The organism is Lysinibacillus sp. A4 (assembly GCF_024919535.1).
Taxonomy (GTDB): domain Bacteria; phylum Bacillota; class Bacilli; order Bacillales_A; family Planococcaceae; genus Lysinibacillus; species Lysinibacillus capsici.
Map to the genome: position 1 here is coordinate 408,518 of NZ_JANWTB010000004.1, position 19,824 is coordinate 428,341.

Below are 19,824 nucleotides of genomic sequence, written 5' to 3' on the forward strand. Positions count from 1 at the left end.
ATAAACCTACTTCCTTTGAAATAAATAGATACCTGCTTCTGTCTTTGTTGACGTAATATACTCATTGGCCTCTAGGTAATCTAAATGACCAAGTGTTTTAGATAAAGTTAAACCAAGCTGATGCTGGAAGATAGCCGGATACAAGCGTTTTGTTACTTGGACAACTGTTAATTGATCATCGCCTAATAATTCAAAAACTTTCATTGATTGTTGGTGCTGTCGCTCTAATCGTTTATCAATTAACAACGGAATATCCTCTAGCTCTGCTCCATGCCCTGTATGCATCATTTTGACAGGTAATTGACGTAGAATTTCAAGGGATGCATTATATTGTAGTAAAGATTTTGTACGTCCTACAGTACGATCCAATGGTGGCTCTATTAATGGATTGGGCGTTATTTTTTCAAGCAATAAATCTCCACCAATCACATGATGAGTTTTTTCATCCCAAAAAATGAAGTGACTTTGTGCGTGACCTAATGTTTCGATTGCCTTTAATCCTGGATGCCCAGGAACTTCATCTCCATCTTCCAAAATTTGCGTTAATGGTCGTTCCCCTACAAGCTCCAATTCACGACGAACATGGACACTTTTTGCAATATATTCTTGTGGTACCCCATGCTCCAATAAACGTTCACTGTAAAATTGTTCATGATAGCGTAAAAAGTCTTCATCATGACGAAGCCATTTGTCATTATAGGCATGCCCTAAAATTTCTGCATATGGAAAAGCATCGACCCATCCCGCATGATCTGGATGATGATGGGTTAACACAACCTGTTCAATATCTTGCATGTCAAAGCCTGCTGCTCGAATCCCCCATTTTAAAGCATCATAGGCTTCCATTGTTTTTGGGCCAACATCAAAAATGCTAAGTGCATCGCCTTTTACAATAAATGCATTGACATCTCCTACTGCATAGGGTGTTGGTATTTCTATTTTGTATATAGACAAAGTTGTCTCCCCCTTTTCACGCACTTGTGAATACTGATTCATTCTATTTTACAAGTTTTTTCTGTTTTCGTCATCCTCCTGTTGACAGGTTGCTTATTCCTCACTATAATTTTGAATAATCTAATTATTTATGTGCGTTGAAGAAGACGAGTACGTATCTGGTGAAGGTGTTAGAGAGTGTTACATTTGCTGAGAGTAACATCACCCGCTCCCATTACCGAACCTACTTCTGAGCAGTTATGCAAACATAACCGTTTCCCTTGCGATAAGAGGGCTAAGAGTTGTGCCAACAATTGGCAAACAAAGGTGGTACCGCGGAAACGAGAGCGTTTTCGTCCTTCTAGATAAGGACGAGAGCGCTTTTTTATTTTGAACTGGAGGTTTTGTTCATGAAAAAAATTTTATTTATCGGTGCAGGCTCAATGGCGGAAGCATTGATGCAAGGCTGGATTAAACAAAAGGTGTTCACACCACAGGAAATTTACGTCACCAATCGCTCAGACAAGGAACGCTTACATTTCCTAAATGAAACATATGGTGTCCAGTGTGTGTTTGATCCTGCGATTTTTCAACAGGCAGATCTGATTATCTTAGCGATGAAGCCGAAAGATGCTATTGCTGCTATGCGTGATTTAAAGCCTAAACTTACGGCACACACTGCTGTACTATCTATTTTAGCAGGCATTGCGATTGATACAATTACAGAATTTTTAGGGAGTCGCCCAGTAGCAAGGGTGATGCCGAATACTTCCGCTACAATCGGCATGTCAGCAAGTGGCATTGCATTCAATAACGAGGTATCTGCAGACCAGCGTATCCTATTCCTCCAGTTATTAGAGGCTGTTGGCTCCGTTATTGAAGTCGATGAAGATCAGTTACATGCAGTCACAGCCCTTTCAGGTAGCGGCCCTGCCTATATCTATTATTTAATGGAAGCTTTTGAACGAGTAGGGACGAAGGTAGGCTTATCGAAAGATACGGTGCGCTTGCTAATGACTCAAACACTTGCGGGGACAGCTGAGATGCTCAAGCAGTCATTAGATGAACCAGATGTCTTACGCAAAAAGGTGACAAGTCCTGGTGGCACGACGGAGGCAGGGATACAGGCATTAGAACAATATCAATTTAATGAAGCCATCGAAGCCTGCATTAAAGAAGCTGAGGCACGATCTCGTTCACTTGCAAATGGGTAGCATTATGTGCAAAATAGAGTGTATCACTAGGAATTAGGAGGCTTTATTTTGAGTAAATTATTCGAACCCTATACATTGCAATCTATCACCTTAAAAAACCGTGTTGTGATGGCACCTATGTGCATGTACTCAGCACAAGACGATGGCATGGTAACACCCTTTCATTTCGTCCATTATGCAACACGTGCAGCTGGTCAAGTAGGCTTAATCATTTTAGAAGCTACTGGTGTTGTGCCAGAAGGTCGTATCTCAAATAAGGATTTAGGGATTTGGGATGATGCACATATTGAAGGATTAAGTCAATTAGTTGAGGGGATGAAAGCGTACGGCGCTAAAACAGGCATCCAGCTTGCACATGCTGGTCGCAAAGCAACAGTAGATGGCGAAATTTTTGCTCCATCAGCTATTGCCTTTAGTTCAGACTATAAAACACCAACAGAAATGACAGAAGAGGACATTCACTATGTCATCGAGGCATTTAAACAAGCAGCTATTCGTGCCGCAAAGGCTGGCTTTGATGTACTAGAAATTCATGGCGCACATGGCTATTTAATTAGCGAGTTTTTATCACCTGCTACGAATAAACGTCAAGATCAATATGGGGGCTCACAGGAAAATCGATATCGCATTCTACGTCAAGTCATCGATGCTGTTCGCAGTGTATGGGATGGTCCTTTATTAGTACGTGTCTCTGCGGAAGATTATGCGGAAGATGGTACAACAATGGATGACTTTATTGTTTTTAGCCGCTGGATGAAATCTCAAGGTGTTGATTTAGTTGATGTGTCAACAGGGGGCGTTGTACCAGCAGCCATCAATGTCTTTCCAGGCTATCAGGTACCCCATGCAGAAGCGATTAAGCATGGGGCTGATATTCCTACTGGTGCAGTTGGTCTTATTACCACAGCCATTCAAGCCGAAGAGATACTCCAAAATAATCGTGCAGATTTAATATTCTTAGCGCGTGTTTTATTACGAGACCCTTACTGGGCACTACATGCAGCTAAAGAGCTAGGAGAAGACGTGCAGCCTCCCGTACAATACGTCCGTGGTTGGTAATTACATTTCCATCAAAAAACAGCTTGTGCTCCAGCAAGCTGTTTTTTCATTAGAAAAGTGGATTTTGTTTTAATTCTTCATCAATAGCCTGTACCAATGTCTCCGCGTCATCTGCTGTCACAACTTCCCCATTTACTATCGCAAAAATACCCTGCTCACAGATTTCACAATGGGATGTACAACCAGATTCCTCTATCTCAATATCTTCTCGTTCTACTAATACATCATACGCATCTGCCGCACCAAGTGCTAAATTAGTGATACAAAACTCCACTCTATTTTTTAGCTGCTGTGGTTCCTTCTTTTTTTTAAAAAGAGAAAATACCATGTTTATTGACCCCCTACTCTCTAAAAATAATCATACCACAATTCCATAAACTTCATGCAAACTGTAGCGTTAAGCAAAATGATTATCATAAAATACTATTAATCTTTCAGCTCAATCAACATAAGTTTTTCTTATGAAATTAATGTACAACCATTAAACGAAGATGACTGCCTTGAAAAAAGGTAGTTACAAACTTATCATGCAAAACCTTCAAGTACAATTTTGCAGTCAACTAAAATAGCTATTTATGTTGTTCAATCAAATCATCAGTCTACTCCATACATCGTGTAAACAAAACTCCCACACAAATGTAGTGCTTTTATTAAGTAAATATTAAAAATAACCAAGTCTCTTATGTATGACCTGGTTGTTTTATCTATTATTTAACGTATTGTGTCTTTTTAATAACCGAATTTAACGCCACCCCTACTACACATATAAATCCAATAACTAACAATAAAAATCCTATTGGAATAAGAAAGAATGGTTCTTCTAATGTACCATCAGGTGCTACATTACTCCCTTTCACCATAAAGATTAAAAAACTAAGTACGCCTAATATGATTGGCATTAATGCAAAAATATATTTTTTCATAACTTTTTCTTCTCTCCTAAATATTTTTATGTTTAATTCCTACACTGCAGCTTTCTACAACTCGCTGTAACAATCATAAATCCAAAATATATTCTAAGTCAATTATTTTTTATTGATAATCAATAAATTTTTATTCTAATTCAACCAATCTCAAAATTGACATTTTGAAATTCTAACTATAAAATGACCATAATCTCAAGTGATAATATGGAAGGGTGATTTGTATGAACTATGAAGATTTAATGCAATGGAAAGGTTATTTGTTTTTAGATAATATAGTAGAGCCAGGGACAAACTCTTTGAGAGTTTCTATTTCTAGAGCTTCCGTCAGCGCCGAAAGCGAGGATATAAGTTTTGAGGAATATACTATAAATGATGTCTATCCTATTAAAATTGATAAGACATTACCGGTCATACATATAGAATTCGATTCATATGTAGCCTATACTGTTTTTGACGAATCATTTCATTTTGTCAATCAAGAAGATGATTTCTTGGGTAACTCAGTACGTCTTTTTACAAAATCAACTTATTTAGATTTTATAAGTAAAGGAACTATAGCTCTCGATATCTATTCCTACAAGGAGCTATTCCATTATCAGATTGTTTGTTTAGACCATATTATTGATATTGTCTCATTCGATAAACCCACTATTATAAGCGAATAAGTAGTTTTAAAAACAGTCAATGAAATTTTGTTGTCTGTTTTCTTTATTTCTATTAAAGCATCTCGTAAAAGGTAGCTCCCCGTAAGTTCAATTATTTTTTAATAGAAACTTTAAAATATTTTTTGTAAACTCTTCGTATGAAGTATTCTTTCCACGTTGGTTATACCACTTTCGTATTGTTTCTACTAACCAAAACGGCACAGAATTTCCATCAATTAAATGATAGTATTGCTCATATCCTTTTTTTAAATGCTCCCATCGATGATCATTACCCTGTAGTGTGTACTCAGAGACATCAATTATTTTTGCCCTTCCATTCTGTAGCAAAATATTTTTCAAATGAATATCACGAGGGTTAAGGCCCTTCTTCCGAACATATTCTCTTGCATCCTCTACTTCATTTATAACCTGTTTTGGAATGTGAATACCTTGTAGAATGCAATCAAAAAGCGTTTTTCCTTCTTCGTAACTTAAAACAAGGTATTCGTCATGTGAAGCAAAGCATGTTGAAAAGAAAGGTGAATCTCCAAGTATTTGATACACATTTGCTTCAACTTTTACTTTGTGCACTTTGTCTTTGGCATATAGTTTAAATGCATACGCTGGGGCGGAAAGAGCTTGAAAAACAGCCGCATCTGTCCCAACACCTATACATTTCAAATCATCAGCTTCACCACTTATGGTAACCGGCTCGTTATTTGGATTTGAAAAAACATTTATTTTAGAAAGAGAACCTATAGCTTTATCCCAATCGTTTTCCATTTCCATCTCTCCCATCATTTGCATTGAAGTATACTACACTATCTAATTACTTTAGTAGGGATTCTATATCGCCCCTAACAATATTCAAATCTCAAGTTTCCTACACATACTCTTTAATTTTAAAACGTTGGGAACTACTAGAAGTTTCTATATCCATTTCTCCATATGGAAAGTATACGGCTTTGTTAGCTACAGAAGAACCAGTTCTATCCTCTATTTACCCTTAACCACCTTTATTAAAAACTCAAAGTGATTTGGGTTTCATTTTTTATCATGATTGTCACGAACTTATAGCTAGCCTTGACACAAAAAGAAACGCTGTGTCAGACTACTTCACAGCGTTTCTTCTATTAATCTTTAAAAATCATATTCAGCATCTTTTTTGGCTCGAATTTCTGCAAAAGCCTCTGTAACCATCACGGTATCCTCCGCTAACCGTTCTAAACGAAAAAGGACATCATCATTGACAATTTCTTTACGTAAAAAATCCTTTTCTTCTATAAATACATAGGTCGGTACGATGTGCGCTTTCATATAAGCAAGGATCGGCTTTAGTTGCTGTTCCACCATTAAATAATGCTTGGATGTACCCGCTGTAACAATAACACCGACGACTTTATCGCGGAAGGCATTGACAGGTAAAAGGTCAAAGATGTTTTTTAATGTAGCTGGTATAGATGCTTGGAATGTTGGCGTCCCAATAACGATCGCATCTGCAGCCATAATGGTTTCCGTCACATATTTTGTATCGCCTTCATATTCAAAGTAATTACGTCCATCACTAAAAACTAGCTGATAGTCAGCAAGATCTAGTAATGTTACTTCATGCTGTGGGTATTTTTCTTGTAACATCTCGACTAACTTTTGTGTAGCTGTTCTTGTCTTTGAGCCGACAATAGAACCCGCAAGTGCGACAATTTTCATAATGAGCCACTCCTTATTTTGCTGTGTGTTTTTTTATCGCTGGAATTATATCATTACCAATGATTTCAATATTTTTCATCAATTTTTCGAATGGTACGCCACCAAAATCGATTTGTGCCATAAAGCGTTGCATGCCATATAGTTCGTATTGATAAAGTAGTTTTTCAATAATTTGCTCTTTACTGCCCACCATTAAAGCATCACGTGTATCAGGCGCTTGTGCAAATTGTTGCTTTGGATAGCCCCCACCACGAATAGCTTGGAAACCACCGTTTAAATGTGGATACATGCCCTGTAATGCCTCTTTTGTTGTGTCTGCTACATAAAACAAGCTTGTTGTGGCAATAGGTAATTCATTTGGGTCAAAGCCTTTGCGCTCTGCCGCTTCGCGATAGGCATCCACTGATGGTTTAAAGTTGATAGCAGGTCCACCTAATGTTGTAAGCATCATCGGAATGCCCATATATCCTGCTTTAATGGCGCTGGCAGGTGGTCCACCCACCGCACGCCATATTGGCAACGAGCCGTTTTTTGGCTGCGGTAAAATTTGTGCATGGTGGAGAGGTGCTCTAAATTGCCCTTCCCAAGTCACAAGCTCCTCGTCATTGATTTTCATAAGAAGCTCTAATTTTTCCTCAAAGATTTCTTCATAATCTTGTAAATCAACACCTAGTAAGTGATAGGCACCTACACGTGAACCACGTCCCGCTACTATTTCTGCACGACCATTTGATAATAAATCAATTGTGGCAAAATCCTCATATACTCGTACAGGGTCTGAAACACTTAATACGGTTGCGGAGCTAGACAATTTAATAGTCGAAGTTGCTTGTGCGATAGCACCTAACACGACCGTATGTGCCTGTGTTGTAAAATAAGACTGATGACTTTCACCTATGCCAAATACATCAATTCCAGCTTGCTCTGCTAATTGACTTGCCTCGACTAGCTCTTTTAGTCGTTGTTGAGCAGAAATACGCTCGCCTGTTAGTGGATTAGGGATATGATCACCTAAAGAGTAAAGTCCGAATTCGAGTCCTTGTGCTTGATCAATACGATATTTTTCCATCATGTGTTATCTCTCCTTATTCTAGCGGTTCTAAAATAGCTTCAATTTCTGAACGTCTCTCTTCTAAAAATGGCGGGAGGTCTAACTCTTTGCCAAGTTCTTCGACTGCTGAATCTACCGTAAACCCTGGCCCATCTGTCGCCATTTCAAATAAAATACCGTTACGATCTCTAAAATATAGACTTTGGAAATAATAACGATCAACCACACCAGTACTATCCAATCCAAGCTCCTTAATTTTGGTATCCCATTGCTGTAATTCTTCAACGGTTGCAACACGTAACGCAAGATGGTGAATACTGCCTTTACCAGGTTTCTCGCTTGGTCCTTCTAATTCTTTGACAACAATCTCGCCAAGCACTTCCCCTTCTATTGATTGTAGGACCGTTTCTTTGTCCTTTTCTGCAATAACTGTATAGTGAAATAAATCTTGTAATAAATTGACCGTTCTTGATAAATATCGCACAGTGATTTCAATAGTTCCCATGCCTAAAATACGATGTTCCTGAGGTATATCATTTCCATCCCATGGTTGCCATTGAGCAGGGGTTTCTTGTCCTTGGTGGTTTAACAATACCATCCGTAAACCTTCATGATCTTCAAAAAATAAAGCCTCTTTGCCTGCATAAGTAGTGATTTCGCTATGTTCTACCTCTAGCTGCTGAAAGCGTTCTTTCCAATATAGTAGGCTTTCGGAGCTAGGTACAAGTAAGCCAATGCGCGTAATAGCATTCGTCCCTCGCACTGTACGTCCTGCAACAGGCATTTCAAAAAATGTTAATTCTGTACCTGCTGCGCCTGTTAAGTCTCCATAAAATAAGTGATACATGGAAGGTGAGTCTTGATTCACCGTTTTTTTCACACGTCGTAACCCTAAAATAGTTGTGTAAAAGTGATTATTCTGTTTACCATTTTTCGTTAGCATTGATATATGATGGTGTCCGCTTAATTTGTTCATCATAATTGTTCCTCCTCATTATTTTCACTTGACTAAGCAAGTGATTTTACAAAAAAAATTACACGGGTGGCAATTTTTTTTCTCGACTATGTTTTTCAAGCTTTGTCATCGCAATATATAAAGATTTAATTTCTTCAGCTGTTAATACTTCTTCAAAAAACGAAGACTGGAAGTGAAGTTGACTAGGTGTTGCTGCATCAATCATTTGCTCCCCTTTTGATGTCAATGAGATGGTTTTCGTCTTCCAATTTTGTTTACGCTCGATTAGTCCCTCTTTTTCTAGTCGGGCAAGCATGCGAGACATGCCACCTTGTGTTACAGTTACTTTTTCTGCTAATTGAGACTGTGTAATCGGGGCATATGTTTTAATCTGGATTAACACATCAAATTGTGCTGTCGTTAAGTCGAAACGTTTTAAAAATTCATTCGATAACTGATTACTTTGCGTTGTAAAGCGCATCATCCGAATCCACGTTAAGGTGCCTAGTGTATGATTTCTCATGACTTCACCCTCCCTTCAGTTATCACTTTACCACGCAAGTGATACTTCCGCAAGAAAAATATCTCGAATTCAAGATATTTTTTTAACATAGGGAGACCCCCTATATGATGCCAGGTGTTGTAACAGGATATAAATTGCCCTTAAGAGCAAAAGAAATTCTACCCGTTTCTTCTGATACAACCATTACAAGTGCATCACTTTGCTCACTCAATCCCAGCGCTGCACGATGCCTTGTTCCTAATTTCTTTTCCCCTGTATACCGCTCTGACAATGGCAGTACATTGGCAGCTGACTCAATTTGATTTTGATGGACAAGTACCGCTCCATCGTGAAGTGGATTACCAGGGAAGAAAATAGATTCTAATAAAGAATGGGTTAAATCTGCACCAATATGAATACCAGGCTGAATTAAATTCTCTAAAGCATCCTGTCTTTGAATAACAATTAAACCACCATGCCTTCTCAAAGACATATTTTGCACACTGTGTGATAGCTCTGGATACTTTTCAGTAAACGGGGAAAGATAACAATTTAAATAGAACGTTGCAGCTTTCATTTCAATTGTCATAAACTTCTCTTTAATTTTTTCAAAATTACCGAGGAGACAATTTGCATCTGTATCCATTTCCTGCACACTCTGCTGTAAGGACATGATCACTTCGAGAAGCTCATCTTTTAAAGTTTCTTTCATTGGTGAAAAATCACAATTTGTTGGATCCATATGATACACACCTCTTCATTTCATCACTGTTTACGATAGTTTTTCTCTCTATATGTTTTTTATTCTCCTTTAAGTAAAACGACCTCCTACAATGTTGAATAGGAAGTCGTTAATATCCTTACATATGCCCTGCTCGGATTTTCTTTACGATGCTGAAAGTCGTGTAGGCAGCAGCGGGTGCTAATACGACAATAAAAATAATCCACACAGTTAAATTATTGGTTGCTTTTAATGTTTCATAATTTGTCATGACAAAAATAATTAGACCGAATAATAGTAAATAGCTCAGCACATTGGGAAAAATGACGATTAATCGTAATAATGCTGGCGGCATCTTTTGTTGATTCATTTAAACCACACCCCTTTTTTCAATTATACGGGAATATAGTGATTTATCGTACTATATTTTTCCTTTTATACTTTATATTTGCCTGCTGATAGTTGGAGGTTTGCCGCTGTTGTATTTAATTGGTCGATAAATGCGGTCATGCTCTCCATATTTTCCGCTTGATGTTTAGCCTTTTGAGCAACGGCATCAACACTTTGCGATGTCTGCTTAGCCAAGAGCGAAACATCTTCCATGGTAGCTGTTACTTCCTCTGTACTAGCAGCAATTTCCTCAGTGGAGCTTGATACTAAATCCACTTGTGTTGCTAACACCTGTACATCATTATGAATTCCTTCAAACGATTGCTGTGCTTCTTGTACGATTGCACGTCCTGCATGTAAGACATCTGCTGTTGCTTGGATGGTTGCTACAATATTGGCTGTTTCCTTTTGGACATTCATCACCACCTGGGTGATTCTATCCGCCGCACTCTTAGAATCTTCAGCTAATTTCCGAACTTCTTCAGCTACAACGGCAAAGCCTTTCCCCGCTTCACCAGCACGCGCCGCTTCAATAGATGCATTTAATGCCAGTAAATTCGTTTGATCAGAAATTCCCGTAATCACATTGGTAAATTCCCCGATCATTGTAGATAGCTTTTCAAGCTCCTGTGTTCCAATCACCGCAAAATTCGTTTTCTCATGAACAGTCACTAATTGCTTTTGTAAGGACTGCATAATTTGTAATCCATTATCTGCGTTTTCCTCAGTATTACGTGAAATACTAGAAATTTCTGCTATGGATTCCGAAATATATTGAATGCTGCGCGCCAATTCCTCCATTGAATGCGCACTGTCTGCCGTATTATTCTGTTGTGCAAAGGAGGCCTGAGCTACCTGACTAGATTCTCCTTGGATAATTGCGGCTGATTCAAGTGTTTCATGAGCATTTTCTTGAATTGTATAGGTAGCTTCTTTTATTTGATTGGCCCCTTGCTTTATCTCACACATAATTTGTTGGAAATTATCCATCATCCCATTAAATGATGTCACTAATTGGCCAATCTCATCTTTTGCATGGATTGGAATACGCTTGGTTAAATCTGCTTCTCCTTTACTAATTTCCTCTAAGGAGTTGCGCACGTTTAAAATACGCGATACTTGTTTCGAAATAGACAGGCCCGTAGTGAAGAAAATCACACAGACAACGATCAATGAAGCTACAATTGTGCCTACCAAAATTTGTGAGAGGATAGCATTGGATACAATAATAGCTAAGTATGTACCGTTTGATAATGGCTTTACATATTGCGTGACACGTGTGCCATCGTAGCGTCCTGAAAATTCAGTCGACTTTTGTGCTGAAAATTGGGCTGGCTCAAAACCAATATTCGCTAAATTTTGTTTTGCTGTAGCGGCAATGGCTTGGCCTTTTTCATCTACAATAGCGGCGAATAATACGGTTGAGGATAAATAGTTGTTCAGTTGATCGATATAAGATTCACTGCCGATACTTGCTTCTAAATCTAGTAGCTGCTGTCCATGGCGAGCCACCTGTACAATTTGTGGAGTTGCCGGATTCCAGCTACCTACCCCGACAAATTTGAAAAATTGATCATCGACATCGCGAATTTGTGCTTTTTGGACAATTTCTTTCGCTCTTCCATCTAAAAGTTGCATATATTCGGCAGCTTGTCCGTTTGGATCAGCGCCAAAGTTAAAATCAACAGTTGGAGCTACTGATGTCACCGTTGTATTCCCTTTATCATCTGTACTCCAAATCTCATCGATGCCACCACGCTCAGCAATGGCCTTTAAATCCTCATATGTAGCACCTTTGTCAATGATGTAAGAAGCCATTACAGATTCGGCAATCATTTCTTTTTCCATAATTTCTTCTGCTTTTTCTCTAGATTGAATCGCTCCTTCCAACCCCATGACAATGGAGTTGGCGATTGCTTCTCCATTGCTTTTTTCACTTTTATATGTAGCTTGATAAACATAAATAGAAAATGCCGCTATAATGAACACCACAATGCCCATAATCTCCAGAAGCATTTTCCATTTCATTGACTTTCTCATGATGAGATCCCCCTAAAAATTACGATTATTTCCACTTCATCATACAATATTACTTCCATATATTTCATTAACAATTTATTAAATATAAAATAATAATTTTTGAGGAAGTTTAAATTGTCATTAATTTGTAAAATTTTCGAAATAGATAAGCATGGAGGATAAAACTAACTATTTTGTACTAGTACAGGCATACAAAAAAGCATATTTCTCATGACTAAACAGTAATATTTAAACAAATTCATCTATACATCTTTAGGACTATAAACTAAAAACATCTATTAGAAGAATCTCCTCTAATAGATGTTTTCCACTTAATAATTATATCAAAATAATTTATTGTGTTGCCATGTATAAACGGCTTGATCAGCTGTTAGGAATGTATTTGGAAAAATCCCCTGTGCTTCAGCTAAAAATTGTGGTAAGTCATATGGAAGAAAACGTGCGCTTAAATGATTTAATAATAAATAGTGTGCACCAGCTTGCTGTGCGACTTTTGCAGCCTCCACGTTTGTTGCATGACCGTAGCTTGCTGCTAAATCTGTTGTTGTACCATCAAAAGTTGCTTCATGAACAATGATGTCAGCGCCCATTGATAATTGGATTGCTTCTTCACAATATTTTGTATCGCCTAAGACTGACAATGTAAAGCCCTTTTTGGCTGGTGCAACCACGTCTTTTGCAAGTATCACATCACCATTTTCAAGTACAATATCGTGGCCATTTTTTAATTGACCTAGTAAAGGTCCCTTTGGAACGCCAAGTGCCTGTGCTTTGTCGATTAATAATTCGCCTGGTAAATCCTTTTGTTCGATACGATACCCATAGCAAGGTACAACATGGCGCAATTCTTTAGCATGAATTGTAAAATGAGCATCCTCAAAAATAATGCCTTCTTGTACCTCTACAAAGCGTAAAGGATATGTTAAATGGGTTTTTGATAGCGCTAATGTTTGTTCAATCCACTGCTGTAAGCCAGATGGCCCGAAGATTGTTAGGGGCTCATCCCCACCTTGAAAGGAACGCGAGCTTAAAAAGCCTGGAAGGCCAAAAATATGATCTCCATGTAAATGTGTAATAAAAATTTTCGTTACTTTCCGTGGCTTTAACGACGTATGAAGGATTTGATGCTGTGTCGCCTCCCCACAGTCAAATAGCCACATTTCACTTACTTCGTCTAATAGCTTTACCATCAGAGCACTTGTATTTCGTTCTTTTGAAGGCATGCCTGCGCCTGTCCCTAGAAAATGTAGCTGCAACATATGTCACCTCACTTCTTATTAATATCGTTTTATTGTACCTTATCCGTTCCCATAAGAAAAACCTTTGGTGTACAGTTTCTCCAAAGGTTTCTTGATTATTTTGGTTGCCATGAAACAAGCGCCGCATGGAAATCATGACGATAATAATAACGTCCATCCTTTTCTTCGATAAAAGGTAGCAGTGATTCTTCTACATGGGCTCGCTGAAAATTCGTCGTTAATATTTTTTTACTCTGCGTTGTCACAAGCTGCTCATAGCTTTCATATTCATAGACACGTTCTAGAGGGATAATCTGACAATCCGCGTAAATATCCATTTCATAGAGTAGATTCAAAAACTCGATATAATCTCTGCGCGGAAATTTAATGTCATACCCATACTTTTCATATAACTTTTCATAGTGTGGCTGAATGGGGCCTGTCGTCATCCCAATGATAGCACGCTTTCTCGCCAGCCGATTCATGTGATATAAAGCCGCTTTTATTTCATACATTCGGTAAAAACAATTCACGCCCAAGACGATATCATGTGGTTCAATCTCATCATCCTCTAAACTTTCCCACTTTGCATGAATATAGGAAACGTGCTCCTCCTGCGGTATACACTGTTGTAAGTAATGTAAAATGCTTTCCGAGCTATCTACACACGTGAGCTTCCTTACTTTATCAGCTAATGGAAATGTATAATTGCCCCACCCAGGACCAATTTCTAATACAGAATGCTGAGGTTCAATCTTTTTTTGAAGCTCCTGAAAAATCAATGCAGCATAAGGATCTGTTTGGCCCACTTTTTTACGTGCCACGGATTGGGCCCAAAATTGCTCCTCTAGCTGATCATTCACCATTCGTTCAGGCATATTGCCATGCCAGTCCTTCATGCCTTCCTGCCATAATGCCTCATAGTTAATGGCTAACGGTCCTTTTCTCGTCATATAAATACCTCTAACGATAATATTTCATATATTTTTTTCATATCAAGATTTGCTCGAACGTGGTCGGCTAACATATTATAGGCATCTTCTCTTCGTTCTGCGTCACTTTTCACATCACCTGGTAAAGCTGCTAGCCCTTTTTTCACTCGTATTTCATTGACGAGCTGACGGGTAAAGGGACGATTATGGAACAAGCCGTGGAAATACGTGCCAATCACTTGCTCATCTTGACTAACCGCTCCATCTTCTCTTCCATCCTCTAACAGTAAAAACGGTGATACCGCATCACGTAAAATTTTCGTACGTCCTAGATGGATTTCATAGCCTGTCAATGTGTCCTGCCCTCTTACGCCTGTCATTTGCACCGTTTTTTTATTGCCTACAAAGATGGTTTCCATCGGTAATAGCCCAAGACCATTTGCAGATTCACCATTCCCCTCCACCGCTTCTGGATCAAGTAATGTTTCACCAAGCATTTGGAAACCGCCACAAATGCCAATAATTTTAGTACCGCACTCACGTAAATGTGTGATGGCTTGATCGAAGCCCTGTGCTTTTAGCCAAGCTAAATCATCCATTGTACTTTTCGTTCCTGGCAGAATGAGTAAATCTGGTGTACCTAATTCATTGACATGACCAATTAAACGTACACCCACCTCAGGCTCATCGAAAAATGGATCAATATCGGTGAAGTTTGAAATACGAGGTAAACGAATCATGGCTACATCTACAGCAAATTCGCCTGGCTTTGGTTTTTTAAAACGTAGTGACGATAATGCAAGAGAATCCTCTGCTTCAATATTGACATCGACATAAGGAATCACACCAAGTACCGGAATACCCGTTTCGCGCTCCACCCATGCCAAACCATCATCCAGTAATTCACGCATGCCTCTAAACTTATTGATAATTAATCCCTTCACACGTGCTCGTTCTCCCTCATCTAACAATGCCAGTGTACCAACAATCGAGGCAAAGACACCGCCACGATCAATATCAGCAACGAGGACTACCGCTGCATCTGCTAAATGAGCCATTCGCATATTAGCAATATCGCGATCCTTTAAGTTAATTTCTGCTGGGCTACCAGCGCCCTCTAGGACAATAACATCATATGTATGTTGAAGCGTGCGTACTGATTTTTCTATGATTGGCATCGCTTCTTGAACAAAATTATTGCGGTAGCTTTTGGCATCCATATTTAAAAAATGCTTACCATGAACGATAACCTCTGACATCATATCTTGCTTCGGTTTCAGCAAAATAGGATTCATATCCGTCGTTGCAACAACACGAGCTGCCTCTGCCTGTACCCCTTGTGCGCGGCCGATTTCACCGCCATCCTTTGTAACAAATGAATTAAGAGCCATATTTTGTGATTTAAATGGGACTACCTTCAGTCCATCATCTGAAAATATACGACATAGTGCAGTACAAATCATACTTTTTCCAACATCGGAAGCTGTTCCTTGAATCATGATTGATTTTGCTGGCATAGTCACTCTCCTCCGTAATTATTCTATGGCAGAACGCATGTATTCGTTTTCGCTTTGTGTGTATTTCCTCCAGCAATTGCAAAGGGCTTTAAAATTCAAGCCCTTTCACCGCTGGAATCCCTTCATCATAATAATGCTTTGTCGCCTCAATGGTTGACACTAAATCAGCCATTGCTAGTAATGCCGGATTCGCACTTCGCCCTGTGACAACCAAATGCATTGTTGAAGGGCGATGTAGGATTGCCTCAATGACTTCTGCTAGGGGAAGAACATCATCGATTGGAAACTTGGTGATCGCTAGGGCATTGTTCAGTTCATCTAAGACCAATAAATCAATGCTGTCATCCTGTAGAGCTGCCTTCGTTTTTTTCCAAGCCTTCGCTAATGCAGCTCGATGCTCCTCAGGTGTTTTTGTCCATGTAAACCCTATGCCCATTTGTTCCATTTCTACGCCTAGCTTTCGAAGGGCAATTTGCTCTCCATAAGTACGTTCTGGGGATTTGATAAACTGCAGATAACGCACATTTAAGCCTCGACCAACCGCACGCAATGTAACACCAAGTGATGCAGTCGTTTTGCCCTTACCTTCACCTGTATATACTAAAAACAAGCCTTTTCTTGCCATGCTGATAGCCTCCTTACAGCCATGTTGTCTTTTCTGCAAACGGTGTTCGTTTCTTGTCGGTTTGTTCTTGCTCCTGTGGGTAGCCAATAAATATTGTACCAACTACTTTTTGAGCGTCGCTTGCACCAATAAACGTATGCATACGAGGATCATGTACGAGGCCAACACCACGTGTACGCCAAACAAAGCCAAGACCTAGCTCCTCTGCTGTCAACCACATAGACATAATGGCACTACATACAGCAAAGACATTATCTTCTGTCGCATCTGTGTCTCCCTCTACTATGTCAGCTGTCACCACAATGGCTACAGGGGTTGTTTGTACAACCTTTAATGAACTTTCCACTAAATTTGGCTTCGTGGGAAAGCGTTCATGTAAATAAGCACTTGCCATTTCTTCATAACGCTTCATGGCTTCATCTTGAATGACATAAAAATGCCAGGGCTCACGCATCCGGTCATTCGGTGCATAGGTTGCTGCCTGTAAAATTTGCTCAATTTTTTCTTTCTCTACTGGTTGTGTCGTGTAATTACGAATTGCTCGACGTTTTTTTAATGCTTCCGTGACAGTCATAGTACTTCCTCCTTGTGCGCTTATAAGAAATGATTATGAAAAGGTAAGTCCTTGCTCTTCAAACCATTGAATTTTTTCACGTACATTGACAACCTCGCCAACCACAATCATAGAAGGATTATGGTACCCTTCACGCTCAATGATGCTGGCTATCTCATTTAACGGCCCTGTAATCGTGCGTTGCTGAGCAGTTGTTCCCCACTCAATGACTGCTACTGGCGTTGTTGCCTTCCGTCCATTTTCGATTAATTTGCGAGCAATGTAGGCAATATTACCAACGCTCATATAAAAGGCAACGGTATCTATACCCGTAGCTAATGCGGGCCAATTCAAAAAATCTTGTCCTTTTTCTTCACGACCATGTCCAGTTACAAGGGCAAAGCTTGTCGCAAAGTCTCTATGTGTAACTGGAATTCCTGCGTATGCAGGAGCTGCTATTCCCGCTGTAATCCCCGGAACGATTTCATAGGCAATGCCATGATTTTTTAATATTTCAGCTTCCTCCGCGCCTCGTCCAAAAACAAAGGGATCGCCACCTTTGAGGCGTGTAACAATTTTACCTTCTTGTGCTTTTTCCACGAGTAATGCATTTATTTCCTCTTGAATGAGATGATGCTTCCCAGGTAATTTGCCACAATAAACTAGCTCCGCATCCTTTTTTGCAAAATCAAGCAATTTAGGATTTACAAGACGGTCATAAGCAATTACATCAGACTTTTGAATACATTCCAGTCCATACACAGTAATGAGCTTCGGATCGCCAGGACCTGCTCCCACGATATATACGATTCCATCCTTCATTGCGTTGCTCCCATCAATAGTTGTTGTAAATAGGCTTCTCGTCGATCGATCTCACCATGACGTGTCCATTCAAGGATGTTTGGCTCTAGCAATGCTTGTAATGCCGCACGTCTTTGTGGACCTTTATCATACTGAGCAGCAATCATTAATCGAGCTTGCTGTAAAAAGCATACATAGTCATCATAAGCATCATCGAATTGCTCTTCTAAATCTGCTTTAATCTTGCGGGCTAGGCTTGGGCTTGCTCCCGATGTCGAAACAGTTACCACCAATGGACCACGGCGAACAGTAGCAGGCGTAATAAAATCACTTTCACTTTGTTTATCTGTGCGGTTGATTAATTGCCAATGCTGTGCTGCTTCTTGAACGGCTTCGTTCACAGCTGTCACATTCGTTGCAGCGATAATGAGAATGGCATCATCTAAATCACGAGGTTCAAATTCCTTTTGCTTCCAAGTAATTTGCCCTGACTCTGCAAGTGACTGTAATGTGTCATGTAAGGTTGGACTGACAATCACGATGTTTGCCTTTGCTGGTAACAGGGATGCTACCTTCTGCGTTGCCACGTGACCCCCGCCTACAATCACTACTGTTTTATATTCTAGATTGATATGAATAGGAAAATAATTAGTCATTACTTTTCACCTTCTTACAAGCTGTTAACCAATTGTCAACTAGCTTTGGGTTTGATACAAAATGGAAATGAGTATAGCCAGCCACTAAATTTCCTTCTTGATAGCCTTCTTTCTTTTTGCCAAAACGACCAATCGTTTCATAGGCTGCTGTATTGTGAGAACCACTATATTTGGAATAATGGAACTCATGGCCCTTCGCTTGTTCCTCAGCACCAATTAAGAAATTATCGGCTGTGCCAAAAATTTCACGATAACCAAGTGCTGCTAGTTTTGTTTGCATCGCCACTTCTCCAGGAATTACCCCTACCATGTCATAACGGTCGCCATGGCTATTTGTAATGGCCTCTGTTAAATACATAAAGCCCCCACACTCAGCTAATGTTGGAAGACCTTTAGCAATGACTTGACGAATAGAGTCTTTAACGACTGTATTGGTAGCAAGTGACTCTGCAAATTCCTCAGGAAAGCCACCACCAATATACAAGCCATCTGCTTCAGCTGGTACAGGCTCATTCGCAAGCGGTGAGAAAAACTGTAGTGTCGCACCTTTCGCACGTAACAAAGCCAAGTTTTCTTCATAATAAAAATTAAAAGCTGCATCTCTTGCAACTGCTATACAAATATTTCGTGAAGGCTCCTCCCTAAATAAATGGCCTGATTCTTGCAAGATAGGAGCCTTTGTTAAATGTATTAATTGATCCAAATCAATCGTTTCCGCCATCAGGTTCCCTAGTTTATCAAAAAATGAATCTAGCTCTCCTCTTTCAATAGCAGGTACTAACCCTAAATGACGACTCGGGATATCGATCCCTTCCTCACGCTTTAGGTAGCCAATAACAGGTATGCCGCATTCTTGTTCAATAGCTGCCTTCGCAATTTCGTAATGACCGACACTACCAACCTGGTTCGCAATAACACCAACGATATTCGGCTTATCTGATAGTAATTGGAAGCCTTTCACAACTGCTGCTACGCTACGTGCCATGCTAGCACAATTGACAATTAAAATAACAGGACTCTCTGTCACTACGCTAATATCAGCAGCAGACCCAGCGTCAGATAAAGGGCTTTTACCGTCATAAAAACCCATCACACCTTCAATAATAGATACATCTGCATCTATACTTGCACGTGCCACAATATCACGGACTGCTTCGTGTGAAAACATCCAGCTATCAATATTACGTGATACTCTGCCCGTTACAGCTGTATGATAGGTTGGGTCGATATAATCAGGACCGCATTTAAAGCCCTGCACCACGTTCCCTTTGTTTTGAAGTGCCTTCATCAGTCCAATGGTAAAAGTAGTTTTGCCTACACCACTACCCGTACCAGCTAGTACAAAGCGATTTGTTTGCAT

Annotated in this window: 22 protein-coding genes; 3 read left to right on the plus strand and 19 right to left on the minus strand. The window is 39.5% G+C overall.

Annotated elements, in window-relative coordinates; genetic code table 11:
* Positions 1-6: 6 nt before the first annotated feature.
* Positions 7-996 carry an MBL fold metallo-hydrolase gene (locus tag NY607_RS10695; RefSeq protein ID WP_016995064.1) on the minus strand — a complete coding sequence of 330 codons (990 nt, stop codon included), beginning with the start codon at positions 994-996 and terminating at the stop codon, positions 7-9.
* A 347-nt stretch (positions 997-1,343) separates the two neighbouring features.
* On the opposite strand from NY607_RS10695, the gene proC reads away from it, so the two are divergent.
* The gene (gene proC, locus NY607_RS10700) at positions 1,344-2,147 is read left to right on the plus strand and encodes a pyrroline-5-carboxylate reductase (protein WP_259419660.1); all 804 of its coding nucleotides are present in this window, start codon (positions 1,344-1,346) and stop codon (positions 2,145-2,147) included.
* A 48-nt stretch (positions 2,148-2,195) separates the two neighbouring features.
* Positions 2,196-3,206: an NADPH dehydrogenase NamA gene (namA, locus tag NY607_RS10705; protein WP_048392367.1), complete on the plus strand. Its 1,011-nt coding sequence runs from the start codon at positions 2,196-2,198 to the stop codon at positions 3,204-3,206.
* Between the two features lie 49 nt (positions 3,207-3,255).
* Here namA and NY607_RS10710 read toward each other — a convergent pair whose 3' ends face one another.
* Together NY607_RS10710 and NY607_RS10715 are read right to left on the minus strand one after the other, a co-directional pair.
* The gene (locus NY607_RS10710) at positions 3,256-3,534 is read right to left on the minus strand and encodes a YuzB family protein (RefSeq protein WP_004231354.1); all 279 of its coding nucleotides are present in this window, start codon (positions 3,532-3,534) and stop codon (positions 3,256-3,258) included.
* A 379-nt stretch (positions 3,535-3,913) separates the two neighbouring features.
* Positions 3,914-4,129 carry a DUF3955 domain-containing protein gene (locus NY607_RS10715; protein ID WP_054549210.1) on the minus strand — a complete coding sequence of 72 codons (216 nt, stop codon included), beginning with the start codon at positions 4,127-4,129 and terminating at the stop codon, positions 3,914-3,916.
* A 224-nt stretch (positions 4,130-4,353) separates the two neighbouring features.
* Between NY607_RS10715 and NY607_RS10720 the strand changes: the two genes are divergently transcribed.
* Positions 4,354-4,797 carry a hypothetical protein gene (locus NY607_RS10720; RefSeq protein ID WP_259419661.1) on the plus strand — a complete coding sequence of 148 codons (444 nt, stop codon included), beginning with the start codon at positions 4,354-4,356 and terminating at the stop codon, positions 4,795-4,797.
* A gap of 87 nt (positions 4,798-4,884) precedes the next feature.
* Here NY607_RS10720 and NY607_RS10725 read toward each other — a convergent pair whose 3' ends face one another.
* The 16 genes from NY607_RS10725 to NY607_RS10800 form a co-directional block, all read right to left on the minus strand.
* Positions 4,885-5,559: a serine/threonine protein kinase gene (locus NY607_RS10725; protein WP_048392363.1), complete on the minus strand. Its 675-nt coding sequence runs from the start codon at positions 5,557-5,559 to the stop codon at positions 4,885-4,887.
* 357 nt (positions 5,560-5,916) lie between these two features.
* The gene (locus NY607_RS10730; protein ID WP_259419662.1) at positions 5,917-6,483 is read right to left on the minus strand and encodes an NADPH-dependent FMN reductase; all 567 of its coding nucleotides are present in this window, start codon (positions 6,481-6,483) and stop codon (positions 5,917-5,919) included.
* A gap of 13 nt (positions 6,484-6,496) precedes the next feature.
* On the minus strand, positions 6,497-7,552 hold the full coding sequence (locus NY607_RS10735; protein WP_131521583.1) for an LLM class flavin-dependent oxidoreductase: 1,056 nt from the start codon (positions 7,550-7,552) through the stop codon (positions 6,497-6,499).
* Between the two features lie 16 nt (positions 7,553-7,568).
* Positions 7,569-8,510 carry a ring-cleaving dioxygenase gene (locus NY607_RS10740; RefSeq protein ID WP_103119093.1) on the minus strand — a complete coding sequence of 314 codons (942 nt, stop codon included), beginning with the start codon at positions 8,508-8,510 and terminating at the stop codon, positions 7,569-7,571.
* 58 nt (positions 8,511-8,568) lie between these two features.
* A complete protein-coding gene (locus tag NY607_RS10745) occupies positions 8,569-9,012 on the minus strand; it encodes a MarR family winged helix-turn-helix transcriptional regulator (RefSeq protein ID WP_004231341.1) in 444 nt (147 codons plus the stop codon).
* Positions 9,013-9,112: 100 nt separating this feature from the next.
* Positions 9,113-9,733 carry a sporulation-specific diadenylate cyclase CdaS gene (gene cdaS / locus NY607_RS10750; RefSeq protein WP_054549207.1) on the minus strand — a complete coding sequence of 207 codons (621 nt, stop codon included), beginning with the start codon at positions 9,731-9,733 and terminating at the stop codon, positions 9,113-9,115.
* Positions 9,734-9,851: 118 nt separating this feature from the next.
* Positions 9,852-10,082, minus strand: coding sequence for a hypothetical protein (locus NY607_RS10755; RefSeq protein WP_009370265.1), 231 nt, complete (start codon positions 10,080-10,082; stop codon positions 9,852-9,854).
* Between the two features lie 65 nt (positions 10,083-10,147).
* Entirely contained in the window at positions 10,148-12,142 is a 1,995-nt protein-coding gene (locus tag NY607_RS10760; RefSeq protein ID WP_259419663.1) for a methyl-accepting chemotaxis protein, read from the minus strand.
* A 323-nt stretch (positions 12,143-12,465) separates the two neighbouring features.
* Positions 12,466-13,398 (minus strand): ribonuclease Z, encoded by a 933-nt coding sequence (gene rnz / locus NY607_RS10765; protein WP_131521585.1) that lies wholly within the window; start codon positions 13,396-13,398, stop codon positions 12,466-12,468.
* Positions 13,399-13,496: 98 nt separating this feature from the next.
* Positions 13,497-14,333, minus strand: coding sequence for a class I SAM-dependent methyltransferase (locus NY607_RS10770; protein ID WP_131521531.1), 837 nt, complete (start codon positions 14,331-14,333; stop codon positions 13,497-13,499).
* Complete coding sequence (locus NY607_RS10775; protein WP_237898192.1) at positions 14,330-15,829, minus strand: cobyric acid synthase; 1,500 nt, start codon at positions 15,827-15,829, stop codon at positions 14,330-14,332. Before NY607_RS10775 ends, NY607_RS10770 begins: the two co-directional genes overlap by 4 nt.
* A gap of 88 nt (positions 15,830-15,917) precedes the next feature.
* Complete coding sequence (locus NY607_RS10780; RefSeq protein ID WP_259419664.1) at positions 15,918-16,454, minus strand: cob(I)yrinic acid a,c-diamide adenosyltransferase; 537 nt, start codon at positions 16,452-16,454, stop codon at positions 15,918-15,920.
* A 13-nt stretch (positions 16,455-16,467) separates the two neighbouring features.
* Complete coding sequence (locus NY607_RS10785; protein WP_131521534.1) at positions 16,468-17,028, minus strand: nitroreductase family protein; 561 nt, start codon at positions 17,026-17,028, stop codon at positions 16,468-16,470.
* A gap of 33 nt (positions 17,029-17,061) precedes the next feature.
* Complete coding sequence (gene cobA, locus NY607_RS10790) at positions 17,062-17,829, minus strand: uroporphyrinogen-III C-methyltransferase (RefSeq protein WP_131521535.1); 768 nt, start codon at positions 17,827-17,829, stop codon at positions 17,062-17,064.
* Positions 17,826-18,464, minus strand: a complete 639-nt coding sequence (locus NY607_RS10795) for a precorrin-2 dehydrogenase/sirohydrochlorin ferrochelatase family protein (protein WP_131521536.1) — start codon at positions 18,462-18,464, stop codon at positions 17,826-17,828. The genes cobA and NY607_RS10795 overlap by 4 nt, the downstream gene beginning before the upstream one ends.
* On the minus strand, positions 18,457-19,824 hold the full coding sequence (locus tag NY607_RS10800) for a cobyrinic acid a,c-diamide synthase CobB (RefSeq protein WP_048392351.1): 1,368 nt from the start codon (positions 19,822-19,824) through the stop codon (positions 18,457-18,459). The genes NY607_RS10795 and NY607_RS10800 overlap by 8 nt, the downstream gene beginning before the upstream one ends.

Bases quoted from the DNA above. Each gene is read 5' to 3' on its own strand.
- NY607_RS10730 (WP_259419662.1), bottom strand. From the start codon at position 6,483: ATGAAAATTGTCGCACTTGCGGGTTCTATTGTCGGCTCAAAGACAAGA.
- cdaS (WP_054549207.1), bottom strand. From the start codon at position 9,733: ATGGATCCAACAAATTGTGATTTTTCACCAATGAAAGAAACTTTAAAA.
- NY607_RS10745 (WP_004231341.1), bottom strand. From the start codon at position 9,012: ATGAGAAATCATACACTAGGCACCTTAACGTGGATTCGGATGATGCGC.
- NY607_RS10755 (WP_009370265.1), bottom strand. From the start codon at position 10,082: ATGAATCAACAAAAGATGCCGCCAGCATTATTACGATTAATCGTCATT.
- NY607_RS10760 (WP_259419663.1), bottom strand. From the start codon at position 12,142: ATGAGAAAGTCAATGAAATGGAAAATGCTTCTGGAGATTATGGGCATT.
- NY607_RS10715 (WP_054549210.1), bottom strand. From the start codon at position 4,129: ATGAAAAAATATATTTTTGCATTAATGCCAATCATATTAGGCGTACTT.
- NY607_RS10775 (WP_237898192.1), bottom strand. From the start codon at position 15,829: ATGCCAGCAAAATCAATCATGATTCAAGGAACAGCTTCCGATGTTGGA.
- NY607_RS10785 (WP_131521534.1), bottom strand. From the start codon at position 17,028: ATGACTGTCACGGAAGCATTAAAAAAACGTCGAGCAATTCGTAATTAC.
- NY607_RS10710 (WP_004231354.1), bottom strand. From the start codon at position 3,534: ATGGTATTTTCTCTTTTTAAAAAAAAGAAGGAACCACAGCAGCTAAAA.
- NY607_RS10725 (WP_048392363.1), bottom strand. From the start codon at position 5,559: ATGGAAAACGATTGGGATAAAGCTATAGGTTCTCTTTCTAAAATAAAT.
- NY607_RS10780 (WP_259419664.1), bottom strand. From the start codon at position 16,454: ATGGCAAGAAAAGGCTTGTTTTTAGTATATACAGGTGAAGGTAAGGGC.
- NY607_RS10735 (WP_131521583.1), bottom strand. From the start codon at position 7,552: ATGGAAAAATATCGTATTGATCAAGCACAAGGACTCGAATTCGGACTT.
- NY607_RS10740 (WP_103119093.1), bottom strand. From the start codon at position 8,510: ATGAACAAATTAAGCGGACACCATCATATATCAATGCTAACGAAAAAT.
- NY607_RS10695 (WP_016995064.1), bottom strand. From the start codon at position 996: ATGAATCAGTATTCACAAGTGCGTGAAAAGGGGGAGACAACTTTGTCT.
- NY607_RS10720 (WP_259419661.1), top strand. From the start codon at position 4,354: ATGAACTATGAAGATTTAATGCAATGGAAAGGTTATTTGTTTTTAGAT.
- NY607_RS10770 (WP_131521531.1), bottom strand. From the start codon at position 14,333: ATGACGAGAAAAGGACCGTTAGCCATTAACTATGAGGCATTATGGCAG.
- NY607_RS10795 (WP_131521536.1), bottom strand. From the start codon at position 18,464: ATGACTAATTATTTTCCTATTCATATCAATCTAGAATATAAAACAGTA.
- cobA (WP_131521535.1), bottom strand. From the start codon at position 17,829: ATGAAGGATGGAATCGTATATATCGTGGGAGCAGGTCCTGGCGATCCG.
- NY607_RS10800 (WP_048392351.1), bottom strand. From the start codon at position 19,824: ATGCAAACAAATCGCTTTGTACTAGCTGGTACGGGTAGTGGTGTAGGC.
- proC (WP_259419660.1), top strand. From the start codon at position 1,344: ATGAAAAAAATTTTATTTATCGGTGCAGGCTCAATGGCGGAAGCATTG.